The sequence below is a fragment of the Chromohalobacter sp. 296-RDG genome (genome assembly GCF_029889885.1).
Classification (GTDB): domain Bacteria; phylum Pseudomonadota; class Gammaproteobacteria; order Pseudomonadales; family Halomonadaceae; genus Chromohalobacter.
Window position 1 is genome coordinate 18,338 of sequence record NZ_JARANY010000008.1, and the last position, 23,028, is coordinate 41,365.

Consider the following 23,028-nt stretch of genomic DNA (forward strand, 5'->3'; position numbering starts at 1 on the left):
CTCGCGTTCGATCTTTCTTCGACATGGTACACCGCTGCACATGAAAGCACAGCCGCACATCCCTGCGCTTCACGACGCGACCCAACTCTCGCCGGTCGCACGCTTCAAACGCAAGGACGATCCTCACTGGCATTGGCTGGAGAATCGCGACGACCCCGAGGTGGAGAGCTTTCTCGAGCAGGCCAACCAAGAGTCCACCGCCTGCTTTACGCCCCTCGAGCCGCTCGTCGAGACGCTCTACGCCGGCCACCTGGCGCGTCGTGAACTGGCCGTCGATGGTCTGCGCACACCGCTCGATCACCATACCTACTGGAGCGAAACCGCCCACGACGCCGACTATCCGATATGGTGGCGCCATCCCAACCACGACGCATCACGGCGTGAATGCGTGCTTGATGTCCAGGCCCGCGCCCTGCATCACGACTTCATGGAAGTCGCCGACATGGCCATCGCACCCGATGAAGACTGGCTGGCGTGGACCGAGGACACCAACGGCGACGAGAATTTCGATCTTTTCCTGCGCGTCCTGCCCGACGGCGAGCCCCGGTGTCTGCTGACCGATATCGGCCCGGAGCTATGTTGCGCCGAGGACAACCGCAGCCTGCTGTTCACGCGTTACGACGACACGCAGCGCCCGGACAGCATCTGGCGGCTGGATATCGAAAGCGTGGAAAGCGCGTGCCTGTTTCGTGAAACGGACGCCGAGTTCTGGGTAGGGCTGAGCAAAACCCGTTCACGCGCCTGGCTGGTGCTGGAAACCGCCTCCAAGGACACCTCGGAGTGCCATCTGATTCCAGCGGCAGCACCCGATACGCCGCCGCGCTGCGTACGCGAACGCGTCAAAGGCGTCGAATACGGCCTCGAACATCGCCCCGGGCACTTTTACATCCTGCATAACCAGGACGCGCCGCATTTCCGGCTCGATATCGCGGACGAGTCCACGCCGGGTGACTGGACACCGCTGCTCGACCACCAGGAGCATCTGACGCTGGAAGGCGTCGATGCCTTTGCCTGGGGGCTGGTCATCACCGAACGCGATCACCGCGAGGCTCAGGTGCATCTCAGCATAGTCGCGCTCGACACGGATACGCCGATCAAGCATCGCCTGCCGCTGCCCGAAGCGCCCTGCAGCCTGATACTGGGCGATACACCCAACTTCGACACTCGCCGCCTGCGTCTACACGAGGAATCGTTCACACTGCCGCCGCGCTGGATCGAGCACGACCTCGATACCGACGCGCGGCGCCTGCTCAAGGCCCAGCCCGTGCACGGCGACCTTGCTCCCGAGCAATTGGTATGCCGCCGCCTGTGGGCCGAAGCCCACGACGGCGAACGCATCCCGGTCTCCGTCGTGGCACGGGGCGATCTTATCGAGCAAGGTCCGATGCCTACGCTGTTATACGGCTATGGCGCCTATGGCGACGTACTCGACCCGTGGTTTTCCATAGCCCGGCTCGAACTGCTGTCGCGGGGCGTGGCATTCGCTGTCGCCCATGTACGTGGCGGCGGCGACCGGGGCGAACCTTGGTATCTCGCCGGCAAGCTGGCGCACAAGGAAAACAGCTTCCGCGATTTCCTGGCCGCACGGCACGCGCTGGTCGAACACGGCATCGCGGATGGCGAACGTATCGCCGCCTATGGCGCCAGCGCCGGTGGGCTGCTGGTGGGCGCCAGTCTCAATCTCGAACCGGATGCCTTTTGCGCCGCCGTGCTCGATGTGCCATTCGTCGATGTGCTGCGCACCATGAAAAACCCCGATCTGCCGTTGACGACCGCAGAATACAGCGAATGGGGCAACCCCAATGAGCCGGAAGCGAAACGTCACATTCGCGACTACTCGCCTCTCGACAACCTCGTCGCGCAACCCTATCCCATGTTGTTTCTGCAAGGCAGTTGGCATGACTCGCGTGTGCCCTACTGGGAACCGGCCAAGCTTTACGCGCGCCTGACAGAACTCGCGGCCCAACTGCCCGCCGCCGAGCGCCGCCCCATCCTCCTGCGCACCGACATGGCCGCCGGGCATGGCGGTGCCTCGGGTCGCTTCAAGGCCTGGCACGACAACGCCCGTCAGGATGCCTTCCTGCTTTGGGCCCTGGGCCTCGCCGACAACGAAATGCTTGCTAACCGAGCGGACTGACACCGCATAATGAAGAAGGCCCCTACCGGGGCCTTCTTCATATCAGTCACCTCACCATGCCACCGAAAACGTCATTGGCACGGAATGATGTCGATGATGTGCTCCTCGAGGTCGTCGTCCGCCACTTCGCATTCGCTCACCGCGAAGTGGCGCACGCTCTTCTGCTGGCGATGCATGCGCCGTGAATCGCCCGCGATCAGCGGATGCCAGGCCGCGAGCTTGCGCCCCTCGGCCAATCGACGATAGGCACACGACGCCGGAAGCCAATGAAACGCCGCCAGGTTATCGCGGGTCAGCTTGGTGCATCCCGGCACGTGCTCGAAGCGGTTCTCGTAATCGCTGCAACGACAGGTATCGATATCCAGCAACTGGCAGGCCACGTTGAGCGTGGCGACATCGCCGCTCTCGTCGTCTTCGAGCTTGAGCAGGCAACACTTCCCGCAGCCGTCGCAGAGCGCTTCCCACTCTTCATCGTCGAGCTCTTGGAGGGAAAAGCGCTCCCAGAAACGTTCACGCATGGGTCAGTACCGTGCCTCGGTGGGCGCCTTGTATAGATCCAGCATGTAATCCTCGCGTGCCGGCGGCATCTGCAGATAAAAGCCTTGTGTCTCGATGGCGGCCAGTACGTCCCCCGGCTTGGCCCGCGCCAGCGGCTTGTCTTCACCGAGCAGCATCACAAGCACCGATACCGGTTTACCGAACCGCTCAAGCAGGGCTTCGGGCACATCCGTCAGCCCGCGTGCGCGATCCACGTATAAATACATCTCGTCGCGACGCGGGCTCTTGAAGATTTCACAGAGTCGTTTGGGCATCGTCTTCACCTTTCAGTGATCGGCCAGTGCCTGGGTGAACGCCTCGGCCAGCAAGTGGCCACGCCAGCCCTGGGGTAATGACAGCGGCACACCGTCCAGATCCGCCATCACCAGGGCTTCGAGATCGCGGCGATTGGCCAACACCTCAGGAGCGATGTCCAGGCGTTCCGCCTCGCGGTTGACGACAGTCTTGAGCGCCTTGAGCCGCGTCTTGAACGCCGATGAATGCGGTGGTGGAAGCGATGCCGGTAATGCCTCGTCATCTAGGTGAACGGCGGCTTGCACCATCGCCAGCAAGGTATCGCCGTCATGTTTGATCAGCTTGGGCCTGACGCCTTCGATGGTCGAGAGCTGATGGCGGTTGTGCGGCATCTCCACCGCGATCGCGAACAGCACCTTATCACTCGCCAGCCAGCCCCGTGGCAGATCGCGGTGTCGCACCTCGCCTTCTCGCCAACACGTGAGCGCCTGATAAAGCGCCAACTGACGCGGCTCGAGCCGCCACAACTGACGATGACGACGATACCACTGTTCATCGGCATCGCGGTTGCGACGATGCGCTTCGCACAGGCGCGCGCACTCTTCTTCCAGCCAGGCCAAACGTCCCTGCTGTACCAGCGCGTCGCGCTGCACCTGCCAGACAAGCGGCAGATAGACCACGTCCAGCGCGGCATAGCGTAGCTGTGAGTCGGACAACGGACGCCGCAGCCAGTCCGAGCGCGTTTCCTCCTTGGGCAACACGTCACCGGTCCACTGCTCGACCAAGCGTTGATAGCCCAGCGATGCCTGGGTACTCAGCAGGCTTTGCGCCACCTGCGTATCGACGATTGGCGCGACGGCGACATCCGCCCAGCTCTCCAGTACTTCGAGGTCTTCGCCGCTGGCATGCAGCAACTTGAGCGGTCCATCCGCCCCAAGAAGCGATTGTAGAGCGCTATCGGCCGCCACGACTTGCGGATCGATCAGGAAGGCCTCATCGCCGCCGGCGTAGAGCTGCACCAGCGCCGCGATGGGAAAGAACGTCGACTCGCGATGAAACTCGGTATCCACCGCCAGCCAATCGGCGTCGGCCAGCGCCTCGCACGCCTCAGCCAGCGCGGTGGGCGTTTCCACCCAGCGAATCTCGAAACTCGGAGGCATCCCGTATCCTTGTTGACGATAATGAGGGTCAGCTCGACTCTTGCGCGAACGGCAAACGACCATTGAAGGCGCGACTCAACGTGCCACCATCCACGTATTCCAGCTCGCCTCCCATGGGCACGCCGTACGCCAGGCGTGACAGACGCACGCCGGTACCATGCAGTTGTTCGGCGATGTAGTGCGCAGTGGCCTCGCCTTCCACGGTGGGATTGGTGGCCAGAATCAATTCCTCGATGGCACCGTTCGCGAGCCGCTCATCGAGCTGATCGAGCCCAATGTCCTCGGGGCCGATGCCATCCAACGGCGACAAATGGCCGTGGAGCACGAAATAGTGGCCGCGATAGCCGCCGGCCTGCTCGATCGCCAGCATGTCGGCCGGCGATTCGACGACGCACAGCAGTCCTTCATCGCGCCGCGCATCCTGGCAAATGGTGCATAGCGGCGTCTCTGTCAACGTGCGGCAGCGCTGACAATAGCCTACCTGCTCCAGGGCCTCGCCCAATGAGGCGACAAGCCGACGGCCGCCATCGCGGTCACGTTCCAGCAGATGCAGAGCCATGCGCTGCGCGGTCTTGGGACCCACGCCCGGCAACACACGCAGCGTCTCCAGCAGTTGATCGACGAGAGGAGAGAACGCCATCGCTTAGAACGGCATCTTGAAGTCCGCCGGCAGGTTCATCCCTGCGGTGACTTCTTCCATACGCTCCTTGGATGTCGTCTCGACCTTGCGCACCGCATCGTTGACGGCAGCGGCCAGCAAATCCTCGAGCAGCTCCTTGTCTTCTTCCATCACCGAGGGGTCGACATTCACGTTACTCACGTCGTGACGACCGTTCATGGTGACCTTGATCATGCCGGCCCCGGCCTCGCCCGTGACTTCGGTCTCGGCGATTTCCTCCTGGACCTTCTGCATCTTTTCCTGCATTTCCTGGGCCTGTTTCATCATGTTGCCCATTCCACCTTTCATCATGTTCGTATCCTCAAGGAGTTCTAAAAAGTCAGAGCCGCCGACGACTTACGTATCGGAAGCGGCGCCATCGGTCGGCGCCACGCTGCGTTCCAGCAAGTGGGCGCCAAAATCGTGTTCTAGCATTTGAATGTGCGGGTCGCGGCGCAACGCTTCAACCGCTTGAGCATGACGCTCTTGTGCCAGCCGCTCACTTTGCGAACGCGGCGTATCCAGGTTCTCGGGCAGGGCCTCGACCGTGACATTCAAGCGCCGCTCGATGCCCTGATCAGCCAAGGCCTTGGTGAGACGCTCGACGTGCACATCGGCCAGCATCGCCCCCTGCGACGGATCCAGCCGCAGCGCCAGCGTTTCGCCGTCGTCGTGCTCGACGATGCAGTGCGCCGCCAGGTTGCGCGTCAGCCCACCCAGCGCCAGCGATTCGAAAACCGTCAGCCAACGCGCGTGGTCGAAAGCGCCCGTCTCGGGCATGGCGGCGACAGGCGCCGAGGGTTCGGGATCAGGCTCATCCGCCTCAGCGACGACATCCATCGCCGGGGGCTCCGGCACGGCGGCGGGTGGCTCGGAGGCGACAGGTCCCGGGGCGTCATCTAGCGCCCACGGCGGCGCATCGTCCACATCGGCAACGCCAGCGGCGTCCGCCTGGCGTTGCGCCTCGTCTTCAAGCGCGGCATCGGCAGATTCACCCGGCGCATCAGCCATGGGAGGTGGCGTCTCTTCCGCTACCGTAGGCGTTTCGACTTCCGGTACTTCAGTGTCAGGCAGCTCTGTTCCAAGCCCTTGTGTCTCAAGCCCTTCTGTCTCAAGCACCTCTCGCGAAACATCTTCACCGCTATCGTCCGCCGCAGGACTGCTATCGCCTGCTGCGGGCGCCTGGCTCTCGGGGGACGACGGTTCGCCAGGCGAAGGTGCGACGGCAGACGCCGGTTGGTTTGGCGTGGGCTCAGCCGTGGGAGCGCTCGGCGGCGCGGCGGATGGCGCTTCATTCTCGGCCGCGCCGCGAATCGGCAACGGTGTCTGCGGCGGCTTGGGTACGCCCTGGGGCCGGAACGCCAGCATGCGCAGCAGCGTCATCTCCAGCGCGGTACGCGGGTCCGGCGCGCTCTCCATGTCGCCACGCCCCTGCAAGGCGATCTGGTAGTAGAGCTGCACGTCCTCGGCGGTGAAGCGCGCAGCCAGCGGCAGCAGTGTGTCGCGGTCACCGTGGCCATTATCCAGCGCATCCGGCACCATCTGGGCGATGGTCAGGCGATGGAAGACGCTGGCCAGATCATCGAGGATGGCACCGAAATCCGGTCCTTGCTCGGCCAGGCTGGCGACTTCCTGCAAGACCCGCGCGGCATCGACCTCGGCCAGTGCTTCGGCCAGTGCCAACAGGTGACGATGATCGAGCGTACCCAGCATCGCGGCGACATCGGTATGACGCACCTCACCCTGCCCGAAAGCAATGGCTTGGTCGGTCAGACTCAAGGCGTCGCGCATCGAGCCCTCGGCGGCCTTACCCAGCAGCCACAGTGCCTGATCGTCGAAAGCCACCGACTCGGCCTCGAGAATATGCGTCAGATGCCCGACTACACGCTCCGGCGGCATGTTCTTGAGCGTGAGCTGCAGGCAGCGCGAGAGTACCGTCACCGGGAGCTTCTGCGGATCGGTCGTCGCCAGCAGAAACTTGACGTGAGGCGGCGGCTCCTCGAGCGTCTTGAGCAGCGCATTGAAACTGTGCGTGGAAAGCATGTGCACCTCATCGATGAGGTACACCTTGTAACGCCCCTGGGTCGGCGCGTATTGCACGTTGTCGAGCAGCTCGCGGGTATCCTCAACCTTGGTCCGCGAGGCGGCGTCGACCTCGATCAGGTCGACGAAACGGCCCTCGTCGATCTCGCGGCAAGTCTCGCATTCACCGCATGGTACCGATGTCACGCCCTGCCGGCAGTTCAGGCACTTGGCGAGAATCCGCGCCAGCGTCGTCTTGCCGACCCCGCGCGTGCCGGTAAACAGATAGGCATGATGCAGACGCCCCTGGTCGAGCGCATTGACCAATGCACGCGACACATGCTCCTGGCCGACCAGTTCGTGAAATGTGCGGGGGCGCCATTTGCGGGCCAGAACCTGGTAACTCATACCGTCGGGATGTCCTTGCAGATCGGGCCGATTCTCACCTGGCAGCACCAAGCACTCGACACAGAGGGGAAGATCGTTAAAACATCCATTCTAGCGGGTAGCGGGAACTTCGACGAGGGGCGAGTCGACATCGAGGTCGATCAAGAATACGGGGGACATAATGGAGGCGGCCCCATCAGCCACATCCCGGCACACGCAGCCACCACTACCGTTGCTCCCTTCCGGGCCTGGCGGGGTTCGCGGTTTAGCGTTGCGGGAGGACCGACAGGGCCACCACAGCAAAATCGGTTGACGAGTATGATGTCGCTACCGATACGTCCGGATGTAAGGAAAACGCCACGCGCTTTCAATGACTTGCCCCGAACGCCGCAGCACTATAACAGCGTGACCGCTGGTCGGCAAGGCATCAAATGATCCAGCGCCTGTCGTGCACTATGGACGAGAGTGGAAAAGCACGGCCTTCCCCGCGTTCAAGGAGAATGATCATGCTCCCGATACGGGACATTGGATCAACCGTCAACGACGTTCGCCCCCACCGGGATACCGGCGGGGGCGAGAGAAACGCACCGTACTGATCAGACGTCGGGGATCGAGTTAACCGACGTTCTCCTGCGCAGCACGCATGCGACGCCGCAGGACCGGTCCCACGACCACGGGCAACACCAACCCGATGATGGCCAGTGCCCACAGCGTGATCGACAGTCCGCTACCCCACAGCACGCTCCAGTCGCCATTGGAGACTGTTAGTGCATGGCCAAGGTTCTTTTCCATTTCCGGCCCCAACAGCAAGCCCAGAATAATGGGTACCAGCGGGATCTCCAGCTTGCGCAGGATGTAGCCGGCGACGCCGAAGGCCACCATGAAATACAGATCGAAAGCAGAGTTGCTGATCGAGTAGATACCCACGAACGCCACCATCGTCACGATCGGCAGCAAGTACTTGGGCGGCACCGAGAGCAGCTTGACGAACATCCCCACCAAAGGAATGTTCAGCAGCAACAGCAGGAAGTTACCCACCAACAAGGCAGCGATGACCCCCCAGACGATATCGGCATTCTGGGTAAACATCATCGGCCCGGGAGTGATGTTCATCGAGATCAACAGCGCCAGCAGCACCGCCGTTGTACCGCTTCCCGGTACGCCGAGCGTGAGCATGGGCACCAGGGCACCGGAGGACGCCCCGTTGTTGCCCGCCTCAGGCGCCGCGACACCGCGCGGATCGCCCTCGCCGAAATCTCCCTTTTTACCCAGAACCTTCTTCTCGAGGGTATAGCTGATGAAACTTCCCAGCGACGCGCCGGCGCCCGGTAGCACCCCGGAAATGAACCCCAGCACACCACCACGCAGCGTGGTGGGGAAGATCGAACCGATATCCTTCCAGGACAGCTTGAGCTTGTTGACCATCACTGAAGCGCCGCCACTGCCCGCACGCGCCTCGATGAAGAACAGCAGTTCGGAAATCGCGAACAAGCCGACGATGGCAATGATGAAGTCGACGCCCTCGTAGAGCTCCAGCACACCAAAGGTGTAGCGCTGGGTGCCGGTGTTGTCGATACCCACCGTGGCGATCATCAACCCAATGGCCGCCGCAAGAATCGTCTTGACGGGATTCTTGCCGGTAATTCCCCCCAGGGTGGCGAAGGCCAGCACGAACAGCGCGAAATACTCTGCGGGTCCAAACGTCAACGCGAACTTGGCCAGCAACGGCGCCAGCAGTATAAGACCGATCGTGGCGATCAAACTCCCCATGAAGGAAGCGATCGCCGAGATCGCCAGCGCCTCGGCGGCCTTGCCTTTCTGGGCCATCGGGTAACCGTCGAGACACGTCATCATGGCCGGCTCATCACCGGGAATATTGAGCAGTATCGACGAGATACGCCCGCCATACATGGCCCCGGCATAGACGGAGGTCAGCATGATCAGCGCGGTCTCCGGGGGTAGGCCCAGCGTGAAGGCCAGCGGGATCAGGATGGCCACGCCATTAGCGGGTCCCAATCCCGGCAAGGCCCCGATCAAAGTCCCCAGGAAGGCCCCGATCAAGGCAAACATCAGGTTGTGCGGCGCCAACGCGACACTAAACCCATCAATCAGATAGCCCAGGGTTTCCATCAACTTCCCTCCAGTACACTCAACACGCCCAGCGGCAGGGACAAATCAAGGCCGATCGTAAACAAAAAATACACCACAATTCCCGCAATCAGCCCCGTGATGTAGGCACGAATGGGCGCCGTCCCCATACGCCAGCACAGAGTGCCGACAGCCAGGGTCGTGGTGATAATGAAGCCCAGGGGCTGAAGCAACAGCACGTAGACGATCAATACCACCACGGCGATCAGCAGCTCCAGCCCCGTACGCATCGGTGGCCATGCTGATCCCGAATCGGGTTTGACGATCAGATACAGGCTACTTAGCGCGAGCACCACAGCCAGCAAGATCGGAAATGTCTCGGGCCCGATGGCCTCGCCTCCTCCGAAAGGTTCGGGAAACTGAGTGGCGCCCCAGCCGTACGCGACGGCCAGGACGAGCATCAGTAGACCGAAGACGCGGTCATTGCATTTCATTTAGACAGTCCGATTTCCTTGGAAAGCTCTTGGATATCCTGGATCTGCTTTTTCACGAACGCGTTGAACTCATCAGCACTCTTGTGGAACGGCATCAACCCGTTCTTCTTCATGAGCTCTTTCCATTCGTCGCTTGCGTAGACGGTGTCCATCGCATCGATCCAGTACTCACGGGCGTCATCGGAAATATCCGCCGGCATGTAGAAACCACGCCAGTTGGGACCCAGCGCATCGATGCCCTGCTCCTTGGCGGTCGGTATGTCGCTGAATTCGCCAGGCAGGCGCTCTTCCGAGAGCACGGCCAGGATGCGCAGATCACCGGATTCCATGAAGCCTTTCGCCTCGGAAATATCACCGGTAAACGCGTCCACGTGGCCACCGACCACCTGTGTCAGCGCCTCGCCCCCATTGTTGTACGAGAGGTAGGGGATCTTCGGCAGCTTGCCGACGTCGGCCGCTTTCGCCGCGATCAACACCTTGAGATGGTCCCAGCCACCCTTGGCACTACCACCGGCGAACTTCACCGCACGCGGATCGTCCTTGAGGGCATCCATCAGATCATTGAGGTTTTCGTACTCGGAATCCTTGCTTACCGCGATGACGCCATAATCGGCACCCAGCGCACCGATCCAGTTGACCATGTCAGCATCCATGCCCTGAAACTGGCCCTGCGCCAGGCGCGTGGTAGTGGCAGTGGAGGCGGCGACCAGCAACTGCTCGTCTCCGGCACGCTTGCTCACGGTGTGTGCATAGGCCACCCCACCACCGGCGCCGGCCATGTTGATGGTCTGCACACTGCTCGGCACGAGATCCAGATCCTCGAGTACATTGCCAATGCTGCGACAAGTGAAGTCCCAGCCGCCGCCCGGATCAGAAGGCGCGATGCACTCGACCTTGCCGGACGGTTCGAAAGCCATGGCCGTGCTGGCCCCCAGTGTCAGGGCGGCCGCCATGACGATTTTGAGCGGCGTCTTGAAAGACATTGTTGTTATCCCCTTTGAACGAGAATTGAAATGGGTTGCAGGCAACCTGACACTTACCTTACAGTTCTGTAAGGCAGAACAACGTTCCCTTGAGCAGAAAACTAGGCGTGTCACAAGCGAGCGTCAACGCTCACGCCGCCGTTCAAGACTAAAGTTGAATACCGCCATTGCGACACGCAAACACCTGGAGAGACCCGCCATGGCGCAAGACCGGGTAGAGGCTGTCGAGCGTGCGCTATCCGTCATGGAAGCCTTCGACACGCAGCATGAAAGCCTGACCTTGGCCGAGCTGGCCGAGGCAACCACACTTTATAAAAGCACGCTGTTACGCTTGCTCGGTTCGCTGGAGCGTTACGATTACGTGCAGCGCGATGCACGCGGGCGCTATCGTCTGGGGGCCACGCCGGCGCGCCTAGCCCGCCGACATGTGCCTTCGCGTCAGTTGGCCAGCCTGGTCATGCCGATTCTCGAACGTTTATGCCGCGACACCGGAGAAACCGCCGCGCTACTTTCATGTGAGGAAGGCCAGGTGGAGTGCCGTTTGAGCACCTTGCCGGACACGGATCTGCGCCATACGTTACACCCCGGCTATCGCTGGCAGTGGCAGGACGGCGACCCCTCTTTGGCCTTGCCAGGCGGGACGATGACTTGCCAAGCGGTCCCCGACACCGCGTACTGGCTGAGTCTTTCCGGCCCCAAAGGACGTTTGCCCGCTCGTGAGGCGAGGCGCGCCCTGCAAGAAGCCGCGACGCGACTGAGCCAACGCGCATTGCAGGACTATCCGTCATGACCCCCGAAACCACTGCTCCCCTGTTGCTGGTCGAGGACGATGCCCTGCTGGCCAGCACGTTGTACGACGCCCTGAGCCTGGCTGGCTACCGGGTCGACGCCCTCGAGGACGGCGACGCCACCTTCACGCGCCTGGGCTCCCCCGGGCATGGCTATGCATTGGTCCTGCTCGATCTCAATCTGCCGGGCCGCGGCGGCCTCGAGATACTCGAGGCCATGCGTCGCCATGATAGCGACACGCCGGTCTTGATCCTGACCGCACGCGGTGCCATCGAAGATCGCGTCAGGGGACTCGATCTGGGCGCCGACGACTATCTGGCCAAGCCCTTTGCGCTGGACGAACTGGAAGCCCGGGTGCGGGCCCTCTTGCGTCGTCGTCAGCATGACGACGGCACGCAGCTGCATGTCGGGGCGTTGCATTTCGATACCCTGACGCAACGCTTTACCCTTGATGATGTCACGCTCGAGCTGCCGCCTCGCGAGCAGCGCCTGCTGGTGTATCTTATGCGGCATGCTGGCGAACCGGTGGAAAAAGCCTATCTGCTCGAGCACGTCTTCGCCGAGGACGCGCTCGGTGACAATGCCATCGAGGTCTATATCCACCGCCTGCGGCGGCGTCTTGCCGACTCGTCACTGACGCTGCGCACCGTGAGGGGGCTGGGTTATCTATTGGAGAGCGAGGCGTGAGCCCATCAGTCAACTCGCCCAGCCTCTACCGGCGCCTGCTGATCTGGCTACTGGTGCCCATGCTGGCCCTAGGGACCTTGATGCTCGTTCAGTCCTACCTGGCCTCGCGCGATACCGCCGATCGGGCGTTCGATCGACTGCTCGAGTCGGCCTCGCTCTCCATCGCCGAGCAGGTCAAGCGCCAGCAGGGCCAACTGTGGATGGATTTGCCTCCGGCGGCCCTGAAAATGCTGGCCTCGAACGCCGAAGAGCGCGTTTTCTATGCCCTTTACGATGCCCATGACAACTTCATCAGCGGCAACGCCGAGCTGCCACGCATCGATAACGGGCAAGGCAGCATGCGCTTCACCAACATCCAGTGGCACGATATGGCGCTGCGCCTCGGCGTGCGGCGCTCACAACTCGAGGGATGGCGCGACCGTCAGCCTTTCGAGGTCCGCGTGGCGCATACCCGCGAAGGGCGCGAGGCCCTGACACAGACGCTTTTCCAGGGCAGCATGCTGCGTTTGATCGCCATGGCGATGTTGGCCATTGGCGTGGTGCTGCTCGGGGTACGCATGGCGTTGATGCCCCTGACCCGACTACGCCGGGCGATCCGCGCCCGCGATCCGCGCACCCTGGCACCGCTCGACCTGACGCTCCCCCGCGAGCTCGCCGAACTGCGCGAGACCCTCAACGACCTGTTGGCGCGCATGCGCCGCGTGCGCGCCAACCAGGAACGTTTCATCGGCGATGCCTCGCACCAATTGCGCACCCCGCTGGCAGGGCTTTCGGCACGCGCCGAGCTCGCCCTGCGTCAGGACGACCCACGCGCCTGGCACGATGCACTCGGCGTCATGCGCGGCAGTGCCGACAAGACCGCGCGCCTTGCATCACAACTGCTCTCCCTGACGCGCCTCAACAACCCCGAGTCGATGCCGGAAGCCCGCGATATCGATCTTTGCGACATCGCGCGGCAAGCCGTACGCGACGCCCTGACGAGCTGCCATCGCGCGGGCATCGACCTGGGCGTCGAGACGCCGTCACATGCGGTCATCCAGCACGCGGTCGAATGGCAGATCGCCGAGGCACTGGCCAACTTGATCGATAACGCCAGCCGCTATGGCGCATCACGCATTACGGTGCGCGTCGGCGAGAACCCGATGCGTCTAGAGGTCGAAGATGACGGTCCCGGCATCCCCGAGGCGCAACGCCTGCTGGTGCTGCGTCCCTTCCATCGCGGCATGGAAGGCAACCAAGGCTCGGGGCTTGGCCTGGCGATCGTCGACGGTATCGCCCGGGCCCATGCCGCCAGACTCACTCTGGTACCGGCACGCCCGAATGCCGAGCCACCAGGTTTGCGCGTGCGCTTGCATTTCACCGAGGAGTCAACACCATGACCGCGCCCTATCGTTCGCTCGCGCGCTGGGCCGCCGCCCTCGCCGGCATGATGCTATCGGCCATGGCGCTGGCCGATGGCGCCCATGTGCTGCGTTACACCGCCGACCATGAGGCCAACGCGCCGTCACTGGAAATTCACGGCGCTCTGGATAACGGTCTGATGGCCCCGCTGCTGGCCGATTTTCATGCACGCTATCCCGACATCGACCTCACCTACCGTAACCTGACCACGCTCACGTTATACCGGCGCTTCCTGTCGGAAGACGAGGCCTCTGCCGACGTAGTGATGTCCTCGGCGATGCCCTGGCAATACCAACTCGCCAACCGCGGTCATGCACAGGCACTGACCACGCCTGCAGCACGGCAGTGGCCTCAGGCGTCTCGCTGGCGCCACGAATTATTCGGCTTCACCTTCGAACCCGTGGTCATCGTCTATCGACGCGATGCCCTCGAGGGCGCCACGCCACCGGACAGCCACGAAGCCTTGCTGAGCTTGCTCACCCGCGAACGCCAGCGTCTCAAAGGTCGCGTGGTGACTTACGACCCCTGGCGCAGCGGCGCCGGCTATACTTATGCCACCGAAGACGCGTACATGTCACCGCGCTACTGGGAACTGGTAGCCGCCTTGGGCGGCGTGGAAGCAGAACTGGCCGATACCACCGGAGAAATGCTCGACGGCCTGGCCGAGGGACGCTACGCCGTCGGCTATAACTTGCTGGGTTCCTATGCACGCGATTTCGTGGCCGATCACCCGCAATTGGAAATGGTCATTCCCAGCGATTATGCCCTGGTGACACAGCGTCTGGTGCTGATTCCCAAGCGCGCGCCCCACCCCAAGACTGCCGAGCGCTTCGTCGATTATCTGCTCAGCCGTCAAGGTCAGCAGGTGATCCGCGACAAGACTCCGCTCGGGGCGGTACACACCGCACTCGAAGGCGAAGGCACTGCCCGTGACTTACGCAAGACCCTTGGCGATGCCATTCACCCGATCGCCATCGACCCCAGCCTGCTGGCCACGCTCGACACCCTCAAGCGCCATTCGCTGCTCGAGCGTTGGCAGCGCGAGTACACGCGACTCAGCGACAGCGGGCCGTGAACGCATGAACGTCGCCCAGCCTCGCGCTATACTGCACGTCGTTTTATCGACACTTTTTCAGCAACTCTTCCAGCGGTGTGGGCATGCAACGTCTCGACCAACTTCTCGTCGCCCAGGGCTGGGTACGCTCACGCACGCGGGCTCAGCGTCTGATCCGTCATGGGCGAGTCACACTGGTCTCGACGGACCCTCCGCGCACGCTGACCAAGCCCGGCGAGAAAGTCGCCGACGACAGCCGTTTCCAGCTCGCCGACGATCCGGAAGAGCGCTACGTCTCGCGCGCCGGACTCAAGCTGGAGGCCGTTCTCGACACACTGGGACTCCGCCTCGCAGGCATGACGGTACTCGACGTGGGACAATCCACCGGCGGGTTCACGGATTGCGCCTTGCGCTACGGCGCTGCGCGTGTGGTGGGTATCGAGGTCGGGCGCGAGCAGCTCGACGCGTCGCTGCGCGAGGATGAACGCGCCATCTGCCTGGAAGGCGTCAACGCCCGCGCGCTTCCCCAAGAGCGGCTCGCCGTCCTGGCACCGGAGGGACTGCACGTGGCGGTCATGGACGTTTCCTTCATCTCGCAGACCTTGATCCTGCCCGAGCTCGCCGCCGTGCTATCCTTTGGCGCGCACTTGGTCTCACTGGTCAAGCCGCAATTCGAGATCGGTCCACGCAAGGTCGACGCCCACGGCATCGTCCGCGATCCGGCTCTTTACGCGACGGTGGAAGCTCGCATCCGCGAGAGCTGCGCCGACACCGGTTTCGAGATTCGCCACTGGCAGGAAAGCCCGCTGCGCGGCGGCGATGGTAACCGCGAGTTCCTGCTGCATGCGATCAAGCGCACCTGACGGCCGCTCTCCCTCATTCATCGCTGCCAGCCGTGCCGTCTCCATCGGGGCTGCGACCGGTATCGACATCCTCGATGCCATCGCGGCGCGTCGGCCTTGAGGACGTTACTTCGCCGCCCAACGGGGCATTCTGCTGGGATTGCGAACTTACCCAAGCCTGCCGCCCCGAGGCATCGTGCAGCCAGACATCCATCTGATTGAACGCAATGCGGATGCCGTGTTCGTGGAACAAGGCATCGAGGCGTCGATTGATTTCATCGCTGGCATACAGGCGATCCATCAAATCGTTGACGAAGATCCGCAACTCGAAGCTGAACGCCGTCGCGCCATATTCAAGGCAGAATATCTGCGGCTCGGGCTCCCGCAGCACGCGTTGGTTTTCCTCGGCGGCCTGGCGCATCAGGCGGTGGACCTGTTCCAGGTCGGAGCCATGCGACACGCCATAGGTCAGCACCACCCGCGTGATGTTGTCGGAAAGCGACCAGTTGATCAGTTGATCGGTAACGAAGGTCTTGTTGGGGATGATGATTTCCTTGCGGTCGAAATCCGTCACCGTGGTGGCACGAATGCGAATACGGCTGACCGTACCGTGCAAGTTCCCCAGGGTGATGGTATCGCCGATACGTACTGGGCGTTCGAACAGGATGATCAGCCCCGAAATGAAGTTGGCGAAGATCTCCTGTAGCCCGAAGCCCAGCCCCACGCCCAGTGCGGCGACCAGCCATTGCAGCTTATCCCACGACACCCCGAGCGTTCCCAGCGACACCACGACCCCCGTCCCCACGATGGTGTAGGAAAGCAGCGAGGAAATAGCATAGGCACTGCCCTGCTTGAGGCTCAGGCGCGAGAGCACCATGACCTCCAAAAGCCCAGGCAGGTTGCGCGCCATCATCAAAGTCAGCGCGACCAGCACCAGCGCCGTGAGCACATCGGCCACGGCGATCGGGCTAGTGGTCATCGCCTCGCCCTGGCCGCTCTCAACCTGCCATACGGTGACGTTGTCGAGATAGGACAACACGCTCAGTAAGTCCGCCCACACCACGTATAGCAGCAGGGTAAAACCCAGAAACAGAATCAACTTGGACAGGCGCAGCGACTGCTGGTTGACCTGCTCCATATCCAGCGGCGGCTCTTCGACCACCTCGAGGCCGCTTTCGGTGTCCTCCTTGGCCTGCGCACGGCGACGCGCCACCGCGCGCCGATAGGCCAGGCGCCGCGCCGCAACCGCCAACCCGCGGACGACCGCAGCTTCGACGAGAATCCACAGCCCGAGAATATAGATCGAAGTGATGAATCGGCCGATCAAACTTAGCGCGGTGTACTCGAACCCCATGACAATCAGGCCAGCCAGTATCAAAGGCACGACCGATAACGCCAAGCCCAGCAGCAGACGGAAAAGCTTGAGACCAAAAAACGGTACATGAGCGAGGATCAGACGCACCAATACGACGGTCATCGCCACCAGTCCCAGCAGCAGCAACAGCAGCGACAACGGCCGCTCCGCCAGACGTCCATCGCTGTAGGGCGCGACGTTGCTGATCAGAATGACCGGAATCAGTGCGATGCCCAACCATAGCAACAGGCGCCGCAAGCGCAGCACGTACTGCGGTGACCAGTGAAAGTGGCGCGCAGCCACGCCATCGGCGACCAGCAGTCGTCGCGACCAGGCGATGACACCCCACGCCAGCGCCAGCTGCAGCAACGCATCGCCCAGCACCACGGCGAAGCCATGCCCGCCCAGATTGAGCGCCCCACCCACGGCCGCCAAGAACAAGGGGCCATGCGCGGCCAGCAACGCATTGAGCGCAATCGCGCGGGGCGTGTGCATCTGGGTGTCACGCTTGAGGCGCCCGATTTCCCCATGCAGCCGTAGCAGTGACGCCTTGAGGCGACGCCGCCATAACAACAACCCGCCGGAAAGCATCAACAGCGGCACCATGGCGAACGCCTCGCCATCGGGGCGCTGCTGCGCGGACACCAATGTCGAACGCCAGTCGCCGTCGGTCGTGCCCTGCCACAGCGTGCGCGGAAACTGCCGCAACCATGTCAAGTCCAGCGGGCGCCCGTTGGCCACCCAGAACAACTGCTCTTCGATGGTCGCGCGCAGCTCGTCACTGATCTTCAGCAACTGTTGCTGATTGAGCTGCTGGTTGATGGCAATCGTCAGCAGGTTGCCATATTCCTCATCGAGCTGGCCGAGCAACTCGCGGCGCGACTCGAACAACTTGGTCAACGCCTCACGCAACCCCGGGGCGTCGTCTATATCAGCATCGGCCAGGCTTTTATCGGCCAATTGCTGGGGGCGTCGCAAGGCGTCGTGTTGCTGCGACAGATCGAACTGACGTAGGCGCAGGTCGGCGATTTCATCCTGTAACCCGCTTTGTGCGTCCACTTCGGGCAACGACTCTCGCTGCTCGCGAAGGATTCGCGACAGCAGCAAGCTGCCGCGAATCGCATCGATCTGTTCGTTGAGCGTGCGCTGGACCTGGCGCACACGATCAAGCTGGGTTCGCGTTTCGATCCCCTCGCGCACCAGCTCGTTAGCGCGATCGGTCACCTCCAGCAATTCACCGCTCAGGTCGCGATTGACCTGCTGAACCTTGGTCAACACGGGGTGGGCAGCGATGGCCTCGGCATCTTCGCGGCCGACATCGGCGATAGCCTTCTCCGACTGCTCGCGCCGCTCCCGGTCCAACGCGGCCTGCAACGTCGACAATTGACTTTCCTGGAGCGCAATTCGCTTTTCCAGCACGTCGCGCTGCTGCATCGCCAACTCGCGCAGGCGGGTATTGTGCGAAAGCTCGCTCTGATGCCAGCGCGCGCGTCGCTCGGCCAATGCCTGCTCGACCCGATAGCGGTCGCGCTGGGCAAGTTCTGCCTCGCTTGATCCCTCGACGTCGCCCAGCTCGGCAAGTTGCGACTGACGCCTATCGGCACGTTCCCGAGCTTCGGCGATCGAGGTCTGGGCACGTTCGGGAAGAGTCTGGGCACTAATCAACTGAGCATTGACGTCCGCCAGACGGCTTTGCAGCGTCTCGAGCTCTCCCAAGGCATCGCCGGTACGCTCGCGCAACTCATCCAGCGACAAATCGCCAAGGTCGCTCTCACGCGGTGACGTCGACGACTCTTCCAGACGCTGCAGCTGTTGCGTCAAGGATTGCGATTCCTGAGAGGCGTTCTGCGCACGCTGCTCGAGCGCGTCGAGTTTATCGTCGACCGAGTCGAGTTCTTTCAGTGCCTCCAGCGTCGCGCGCGTATCGTCTATGGCCGCGCGCTGGTCGCTATCGGGCTGCTCAATGGACTGCAGCCGCTCCAGACGCGTCGTCAGCGCGTCGTGTTCAGGTAATGCCGACTGCGCCGAGGCGTCGCCAATCGCCCACAGCAGGCAAATCGAGACACATGCGATACAATGGATCACACGCCACTTGGCATGCGCTCGCCCAGGCCAGCATTGCCAAGCGAAGAAATGATGCCAGCGTCGACACGACATGCTCTGTCCTCGTTCTCATACGTTGCGCCGATTGTCGGTGCGTGACACGCACATGGCAATCTCGTGCGGATATTTGCGTTCGACTACCAGCGTGATAGAAACATTCACGCTGACCAATGCTAGCCATCGACAAGGTACTAAATGACATGGAGTCACCACGCCCCTGCTTGCCGATTCTCGTGTTGCTCACGCTCATGCTGTCCGCCTCTGCGCAGGCCGCCACAACCCTGAGCGATAGCGAACGCGAGGCCATTGAAGCACGCGTCCAATCCCTGGAAGCGGAGCTTCACGAGCTGCGCGAAACCTTGGCCGACGACGCCGCGACCACAGAGGCTGACGCCACCCCCGAAGAAAGCGCGGCTAAGAACGTGGAAGTCCGCGCCGACAAACGTCGCGAACTGGAACGCGAGTCGTCGCGCAATCCTCTGGCAGTGACCACGTATCGGCGCAACTACCTACTACCGTGGGCCTATAACGCCAATCCGGATCAAGCCCGCTTCCGCCAGGTCAGCGATGCGGCCAACGCCGATAATGCCGAGGTCAAGTATCAGCTGAGCTTCAAGGTCAACCTGGTCGAAGACCTGTTCGACGATAACGGCGATGTGTACTTCGCCTACACCCAGCGAAGCTGGTGGCAAGCCTACAATTCCGAAGCGTCGGCGCCATTTCGCGAAACCAATTACGAGCCCGAAATGTTCGTCAGCTTCGATAACGACATGAGCGCCCTAGGCTGGACTAACACTATCAATCGCATCGGTTTCGCTCACCAGTCCAACGGCCGCTCTGACCCGTTGTCGCGTAGCTGGAATCGTGTCTACGCCGATATGGTGTTCCAACGCGGCGAGTGGGCGGTGAGCGTCGCGCCCCACTGGCGAGTCCCCGAGAACGAGGAAGACGACGACAACCCCGACCTCCAGGATTACATCGGCTATGGCGACATCACCATGGTGCGCGCGTTCGGCGATCAGGAAGTTTCCCTGCTGATGCGTGGCAACCCCGGCAAGGACCATTACGGCGCCCAGTTGGATTACTCCTTCCCGCTATTCGGCAAGGTTCGCGGTTACGTTCAGTATTATCATGGCTATGGCGAAAGCCTGATCGACTACGACCACATCAATCGCCGTATAGGGCTCGGTTTCAGCATCAACACCTTCCTGGCCGGTATTCCTGGCCTAGAGTAACGATGCAGGCCAGGAAGCACTGTTGATACGGTGGCCTGGCCTGCTATGCTAAATATGCCATTAACCTGTCAAAGGAAGACACCATGACCATGCAGCCTACCGGCGGCCACCGCGAAAGCGAAGCTTCCACCGAGCAGCTCAAGGATGACCTGCGTCACCTATCACAGACCGTTGAAGAACTGGTCAAAGCGACAGCTGACGATTCTCGAGGACACATCACCGAGGCGCGCGAGCGAGCTCAACAGCGTCTGAGCGATACGCGCGCCAAGCTTGAGGCGCGCGGCGAAAAATTCTACGAAAGCGCACGCGACCAGATGGATTGCTGCGATCGTTACGTGCGTGACAACCCCTGGACCAGCATCGGCATCGGCGCTGGTGTCGGGGTCGTCATTGGCTTGCTCATCGGGCGTCGCTAATGGCAGATCGCCAGGGACCGGCGGAGCGCGTCATTACCTCGGCGCGGCGTCTGCTTTCCAATGTGATTGCCACGGGCGAGACGCGTTTGCGCCTCGCCGTGCTCGAGCTGGAAGCCGAACGCGATCGCATGCTCAGCCTACTGTTGCTGGCGGGCGCAGCGTTGATCACTTTCTCGTTCGCCATCGGCATGCTGCTTTTAATGCTGGTGGTCCTGTATTGGGAAGATCATCGCTTACTGGCAATTGGTGTGTGCGCGGGTGTGCTGTTCATCATCACCGCATGCTTTGCTTACGGTGCCAAGCGCATCGCCAAACGTCGGCGACTCATGCAATCCACCTTGAGTCATTTAGAACAAGACCGCCAAGCACTGGGGGCCTCTCGTGAATCGTCGTGAACGTGCTACGGAACTTGAATATCTCGAGACCCGCATCCTGCAGCAACGTCTCGATATGGGGCATGCACTGCATGACTGGCGCGATGCCACGGCACCCATCGATCACGGCTGGCAACACTTGATGCAGTGGCGTGCGCCTTTGCTCGGTGGCTTCGGTCTGCTCGCGGCGCAGGGCGTACGACGGCCAAGGTCCACACGCGCCTGGATGCGTCGCGGACTCTCGACCCTCTTGTTGGTCAATCGAGCGCGCGCCTTGTACCGCCTCGCACGCCGTTAGCCCGCGATTGTTATGAAGCCCCCGCCCGGGGGCTTTTTCATATTCAATGTGTCAGCCAGCGAGTCAGCTCGACATCGATATCCTCCTCGTCCGGCAACAGCCGTACACAGGGCACGCCCCACGTCGCCAACTGCCCACGCGTTTCATCGGCGAAGACGCCCAGCTCGTCCTCATGGCAATACACCACCGCCGTCACGCCATGACGTTCCACCAGTGACGGCACCTCACTGGGATAGTAGATGCGTACGCCCTCCACTTGCGTACCGTGATGCCAGGGGTAATCGTCGATCACCGCCAACGCCCTATAGCGTGTCGAACGTGCGAAATGCGTCAGCAATCGATAATGCGCGTATTCCAGCCCGCACACCACCACCGGTAAGCGCTCCCGCGTCGTTTTCTTGGCACGAAGCCACTGGCCTACGGCCTGCCAGAGCGCTTGCGATGCACGTCGCAGCATGGACGACTCCTCTACCTTGCTCATCGCTTGCTAGGCTATACTACATGGCCTGCCCGCAGGCCACGCCCGAGGCCCAAGCCCATTGAAAATTGAAGCCGCCCAACTGACCGGTGACATCCAGCGCCTCACCGATGAAACGCAGCGCCGGTAGCCCTTCCACGGCAAAGGTCTTGGAAGAAATCGCCTGTGTCTCGACGCCACCTAGCGTCACCTCGGCGGTCCGCCAGCCCTCGGTCCCTGCGGGTTTGAGCTGCCAGCGTTTCAGATCGTCCTCCAGGCGTGACACCTCACGATTGGAAAGCGCTCCCAGCGGCTGTTCCGTCATTCCTTGCCATTCGCACCAGGCCTGCGCCAGGCGCTTGGGAAGCCGCTCGCCCAGCCACGTGGACACATGCCGCTTGGGCACTTCGTGACGCATGGCGGTCAGCTCCCCGGCAACGTCAGTATCCGGCAGCAAGTCGATGGACAATGCCATGCCCGGTTGCCAATGGCTGGAAGCCTGCAGCATGGCCGGCCCCGAGACACCGCGATGCGTGAACAGCATGGGTTCACGATAGCGTCCTTCGCCGACCTCGACCGTCACCGGGCAGCTTATCCCCGCCAGCGACGCGGCTCTTTCCCGCCATTGCGAGGTCAATGTGAACGGCACCAACGCGGCACGCGTCTCGGTGACGCCCAAGCCAAACTGACGGGCGATGTCATAGCCGAAACCGGTGGCACCCATGGTGGGAATCGACAATCCGCCGGTGGCAATGACCACCGTACCGGCGTCGATGACGCCACTCGAGGTCTTGAGACGCATGCCTTCACCGCGTCGCTCGAGGGATGTGATACATGTCTTGAGGCGTACTTCCGCGCCTGCCCACTCGCATTCGGTGAGCAACATGGACACTATCGGCTTGGCCGAATCGGCACAGAAAAGCTGCCCCGGCGCCTTCTCGACATGCTCGATGCCGTGGCGCTCGACGAGCTCGACGAAATGGCCCGGCGTATAGCGCTTGAGTGCAGAGATGCAGAAATGCGGGTTGGCGGAGAAGAAATGCTCCGGCCCCGTCGCCAGATTGGTAAAATTGCAGCGCCCGCCCCCGGACATCAAGATCTTCTTGCCCGCCTTGTTGGCATGGTCGAGCACCAGCACACGCCGCCCCTCGTAACCGGCGGTCAGTGCGCACATCAGTCCCGCCGCGCCGGCACCGATCACCACTACATCATAGGTCTGTGCCATCGTCGCGTCTCATTGCTGGCAAAGGCGAACATTCTAAGCGTTAAGCGTCACAGCGACGAACCTGTATATTCT

At 62.2% G+C, this 23,028-nt stretch carries 22 protein-coding genes and 1 other RNA gene; 10 read left to right on the forward strand and 13 right to left on the reverse strand.

Annotation, left to right across the window (positions count from 1 at the left end; genetic code table 11):
• The first annotated feature begins 40 nt into the window (after positions 1-40).
• Positions 41-2,137 (forward strand): prolyl oligopeptidase family serine peptidase, encoded by a 2,097-nt coding sequence (locus OP495_RS05095; protein ID WP_280567633.1) that lies wholly within the window; start codon positions 41-43, stop codon positions 2,135-2,137.
• A 71-nt stretch (positions 2,138-2,208) separates the two neighbouring features.
• Here the strand turns inward: OP495_RS05095 and OP495_RS05100 are convergent, their stop codons facing one another.
• The 10 genes from OP495_RS05100 to OP495_RS05145 form a co-directional block, all read right to left on the reverse strand.
• Positions 2,209-2,655: a YcgN family cysteine cluster protein gene (locus OP495_RS05100; protein ID WP_280561449.1), complete on the reverse strand. Its 447-nt coding sequence runs from the start codon at positions 2,653-2,655 to the stop codon at positions 2,209-2,211.
• A gap of 3 nt (positions 2,656-2,658) precedes the next feature.
• On the reverse strand, positions 2,659-2,949 hold the full coding sequence (locus OP495_RS05105) for a YcgL domain-containing protein (protein ID WP_280561451.1): 291 nt from the start codon (positions 2,947-2,949) through the stop codon (positions 2,659-2,661).
• Between the two features lie 12 nt (positions 2,950-2,961).
• Positions 2,962-4,089, reverse strand: a complete 1,128-nt coding sequence (gene rnd / locus OP495_RS05110) for a ribonuclease D (RefSeq protein WP_280561452.1) — start codon at positions 4,087-4,089, stop codon at positions 2,962-2,964.
• Between the two features lie 28 nt (positions 4,090-4,117).
• A complete protein-coding gene (gene recR / locus OP495_RS05115) occupies positions 4,118-4,729 on the reverse strand; it encodes a recombination mediator RecR (RefSeq protein ID WP_280561453.1) in 612 nt (203 codons plus the stop codon).
• 3 nt (positions 4,730-4,732) lie between these two features.
• Positions 4,733-5,059 carry a YbaB/EbfC family nucleoid-associated protein gene (locus OP495_RS05120; RefSeq protein ID WP_280561454.1) on the reverse strand — a complete coding sequence of 109 codons (327 nt, stop codon included), beginning with the start codon at positions 5,057-5,059 and terminating at the stop codon, positions 4,733-4,735.
• A gap of 45 nt (positions 5,060-5,104) precedes the next feature.
• A complete protein-coding gene (dnaX, locus tag OP495_RS05125) occupies positions 5,105-7,177 on the reverse strand; it encodes a DNA polymerase III subunit gamma/tau (protein ID WP_280567636.1) in 2,073 nt (690 codons plus the stop codon).
• 170 nt (positions 7,178-7,347) lie between these two features.
• Positions 7,348-7,444: signal recognition particle sRNA small type (ffs, locus tag OP495_RS05130), an RNA gene on the reverse strand.
• A gap of 327 nt (positions 7,445-7,771) precedes the next feature.
• Positions 7,772-9,286, reverse strand: coding sequence for a tripartite tricarboxylate transporter permease (locus OP495_RS05135; protein ID WP_280561456.1), 1,515 nt, complete (start codon positions 9,284-9,286; stop codon positions 7,772-7,774).
• A complete protein-coding gene (locus OP495_RS05140; protein WP_280561457.1) occupies positions 9,286-9,738 on the reverse strand; it encodes a tripartite tricarboxylate transporter TctB family protein in 453 nt (150 codons plus the stop codon). The genes OP495_RS05135 and OP495_RS05140 overlap by 1 nt, the downstream gene beginning before the upstream one ends.
• On the reverse strand, positions 9,735-10,721 hold the full coding sequence (locus tag OP495_RS05145) for a tripartite tricarboxylate transporter substrate-binding protein (protein WP_280567642.1): 987 nt from the start codon (positions 10,719-10,721) through the stop codon (positions 9,735-9,737). The genes OP495_RS05140 and OP495_RS05145 overlap by 4 nt, the downstream gene beginning before the upstream one ends.
• 199 nt (positions 10,722-10,920) lie before the next feature.
• On the opposite strand from OP495_RS05145, the gene OP495_RS05150 reads away from it, so the two are divergent.
• From OP495_RS05150 to OP495_RS05170, 5 genes are all read left to right on the forward strand, one after another.
• Complete coding sequence (locus tag OP495_RS05150) at positions 10,921-11,511, forward strand: helix-turn-helix domain-containing protein (protein ID WP_280567646.1); 591 nt, start codon at positions 10,921-10,923, stop codon at positions 11,509-11,511.
• Positions 11,508-12,197 (forward strand): response regulator transcription factor, encoded by a 690-nt coding sequence (locus OP495_RS05155; protein WP_280567647.1) that lies wholly within the window; start codon positions 11,508-11,510, stop codon positions 12,195-12,197. Before OP495_RS05150 ends, OP495_RS05155 begins: the two co-directional genes overlap by 4 nt.
• A complete protein-coding gene (locus OP495_RS05160; RefSeq protein ID WP_280567649.1) occupies positions 12,194-13,576 on the forward strand; it encodes a sensor histidine kinase in 1,383 nt (460 codons plus the stop codon). The genes OP495_RS05155 and OP495_RS05160 overlap by 4 nt, the downstream gene beginning before the upstream one ends.
• Entirely contained in the window at positions 13,573-14,673 is a 1,101-nt protein-coding gene (locus OP495_RS05165) for an ABC transporter substrate-binding protein (protein WP_280567652.1), read from the forward strand. The genes OP495_RS05160 and OP495_RS05165 overlap by 4 nt, the downstream gene beginning before the upstream one ends.
• A gap of 83 nt (positions 14,674-14,756) precedes the next feature.
• Entirely contained in the window at positions 14,757-15,515 is a 759-nt protein-coding gene (locus tag OP495_RS05170) for a TlyA family RNA methyltransferase (RefSeq protein ID WP_280567654.1), read from the forward strand.
• Positions 15,516-15,528: 13 nt separating this feature from the next.
• Here the strand turns inward: OP495_RS05170 and mscK are convergent, their stop codons facing one another.
• The gene (mscK, locus tag OP495_RS05175; protein WP_280561465.1) at positions 15,529-19,005 is read right to left on the reverse strand and encodes a mechanosensitive channel MscK; all 3,477 of its coding nucleotides are present in this window, start codon (positions 19,003-19,005) and stop codon (positions 15,529-15,531) included.
• Positions 19,006-19,151: 146 nt separating this feature from the next.
• Between mscK and OP495_RS05180 the strand changes: the two genes are divergently transcribed.
• From OP495_RS05180 to OP495_RS05195, 4 genes are all read left to right on the forward strand, one after another.
• Entirely contained in the window at positions 19,152-20,186 is a 1,035-nt protein-coding gene (locus OP495_RS05180; RefSeq protein ID WP_280567656.1) for a phospholipase A, read from the forward strand.
• A gap of 83 nt (positions 20,187-20,269) precedes the next feature.
• On the forward strand, positions 20,270-20,602 hold the full coding sequence (locus tag OP495_RS05185) for a YqjD family protein (protein ID WP_280567658.1): 333 nt from the start codon (positions 20,270-20,272) through the stop codon (positions 20,600-20,602).
• Positions 20,602-20,997, forward strand: coding sequence for a phage holin family protein (locus OP495_RS05190; RefSeq protein WP_280567660.1), 396 nt, complete (start codon positions 20,602-20,604; stop codon positions 20,995-20,997). Before OP495_RS05185 ends, OP495_RS05190 begins: the two co-directional genes overlap by 1 nt.
• Entirely contained in the window at positions 20,984-21,274 is a 291-nt protein-coding gene (locus tag OP495_RS05195; protein ID WP_280567662.1) for a YqjK-like family protein, read from the forward strand. Before OP495_RS05190 ends, OP495_RS05195 begins: the two co-directional genes overlap by 14 nt.
• Before the next feature lie 43 nt (positions 21,275-21,317).
• Here OP495_RS05195 and OP495_RS05200 read toward each other — a convergent pair whose 3' ends face one another.
• Positions 21,318-21,731, reverse strand: a complete 414-nt coding sequence (locus OP495_RS05200; RefSeq protein WP_280567666.1) for a hypothetical protein — start codon at positions 21,729-21,731, stop codon at positions 21,318-21,320.
• A 40-nt stretch (positions 21,732-21,771) separates the two neighbouring features.
• On the reverse strand, positions 21,772-22,956 hold the full coding sequence (locus OP495_RS05205; RefSeq protein WP_280561471.1) for an NAD(P)/FAD-dependent oxidoreductase: 1,185 nt from the start codon (positions 22,954-22,956) through the stop codon (positions 21,772-21,774).
• Between the last annotated feature and the right edge of the window lie 72 nt (positions 22,957-23,028).

What these genes read in the sequence shown, in the direction of transcription:
- dnaX (WP_280567636.1), bottom strand. Translation starts at nt 7,177, where the DNA reads ATGAGTTACCAGGTTCTGGCCCGCAAATGGCGCCCCCGCACATTTCAC.
- OP495_RS05100 (WP_280561449.1), bottom strand. Translation starts at nt 2,655, where the DNA reads ATGCGTGAACGTTTCTGGGAGCGCTTTTCCCTCCAAGAGCTCGACGAT.
- OP495_RS05170 (WP_280567654.1), top strand. Translation starts at nt 14,757, where the DNA reads ATGCAACGTCTCGACCAACTTCTCGTCGCCCAGGGCTGGGTACGCTCA.
- OP495_RS05135 (WP_280561456.1), bottom strand. Translation starts at nt 9,286, where the DNA reads ATGGAAACCCTGGGCTATCTGATTGATGGGTTTAGTGTCGCGTTGGCG.
- OP495_RS05190 (WP_280567660.1), top strand. Translation starts at nt 20,602, where the DNA reads ATGGCAGATCGCCAGGGACCGGCGGAGCGCGTCATTACCTCGGCGCGG.
- OP495_RS05145 (WP_280567642.1), bottom strand. Translation starts at nt 10,721, where the DNA reads ATGTCTTTCAAGACGCCGCTCAAAATCGTCATGGCGGCCGCCCTGACA.
- OP495_RS05120 (WP_280561454.1), bottom strand. Translation starts at nt 5,059, where the DNA reads ATGATGAAAGGTGGAATGGGCAACATGATGAAACAGGCCCAGGAAATG.
- OP495_RS05140 (WP_280561457.1), bottom strand. Translation starts at nt 9,738, where the DNA reads ATGAAATGCAATGACCGCGTCTTCGGTCTACTGATGCTCGTCCTGGCC.
- OP495_RS05095 (WP_280567633.1), top strand. Translation starts at nt 41, where the DNA reads ATGAAAGCACAGCCGCACATCCCTGCGCTTCACGACGCGACCCAACTC.
- OP495_RS05155 (WP_280567647.1), top strand. Translation starts at nt 11,508, where the DNA reads ATGACCCCCGAAACCACTGCTCCCCTGTTGCTGGTCGAGGACGATGCC.
- rnd (WP_280561452.1), bottom strand. Translation starts at nt 4,089, where the DNA reads ATGCCTCCGAGTTTCGAGATTCGCTGGGTGGAAACGCCCACCGCGCTG.
- OP495_RS05165 (WP_280567652.1), top strand. Translation starts at nt 13,573, where the DNA reads ATGACCGCGCCCTATCGTTCGCTCGCGCGCTGGGCCGCCGCCCTCGCC.
- OP495_RS05185 (WP_280567658.1), top strand. Translation starts at nt 20,270, where the DNA reads ATGACCATGCAGCCTACCGGCGGCCACCGCGAAAGCGAAGCTTCCACC.
- OP495_RS05200 (WP_280567666.1), bottom strand. Translation starts at nt 21,731, where the DNA reads ATGCTGCGACGTGCATCGCAAGCGCTCTGGCAGGCCGTAGGCCAGTGG.
- OP495_RS05205 (WP_280561471.1), bottom strand. Translation starts at nt 22,956, where the DNA reads ATGGCACAGACCTATGATGTAGTGGTGATCGGTGCCGGCGCGGCGGGA.
- OP495_RS05180 (WP_280567656.1), top strand. Translation starts at nt 19,152, where the DNA reads ATGGAGTCACCACGCCCCTGCTTGCCGATTCTCGTGTTGCTCACGCTC.
- OP495_RS05150 (WP_280567646.1), top strand. Translation starts at nt 10,921, where the DNA reads ATGGCGCAAGACCGGGTAGAGGCTGTCGAGCGTGCGCTATCCGTCATG.
- mscK (WP_280561465.1), bottom strand. Translation starts at nt 19,005, where the DNA reads ATGTCGTGTCGACGCTGGCATCATTTCTTCGCTTGGCAATGCTGGCCT.
- OP495_RS05105 (WP_280561451.1), bottom strand. Translation starts at nt 2,949, where the DNA reads ATGCCCAAACGACTCTGTGAAATCTTCAAGAGCCCGCGTCGCGACGAG.
- recR (WP_280561453.1), bottom strand. Translation starts at nt 4,729, where the DNA reads ATGGCGTTCTCTCCTCTCGTCGATCAACTGCTGGAGACGCTGCGTGTG.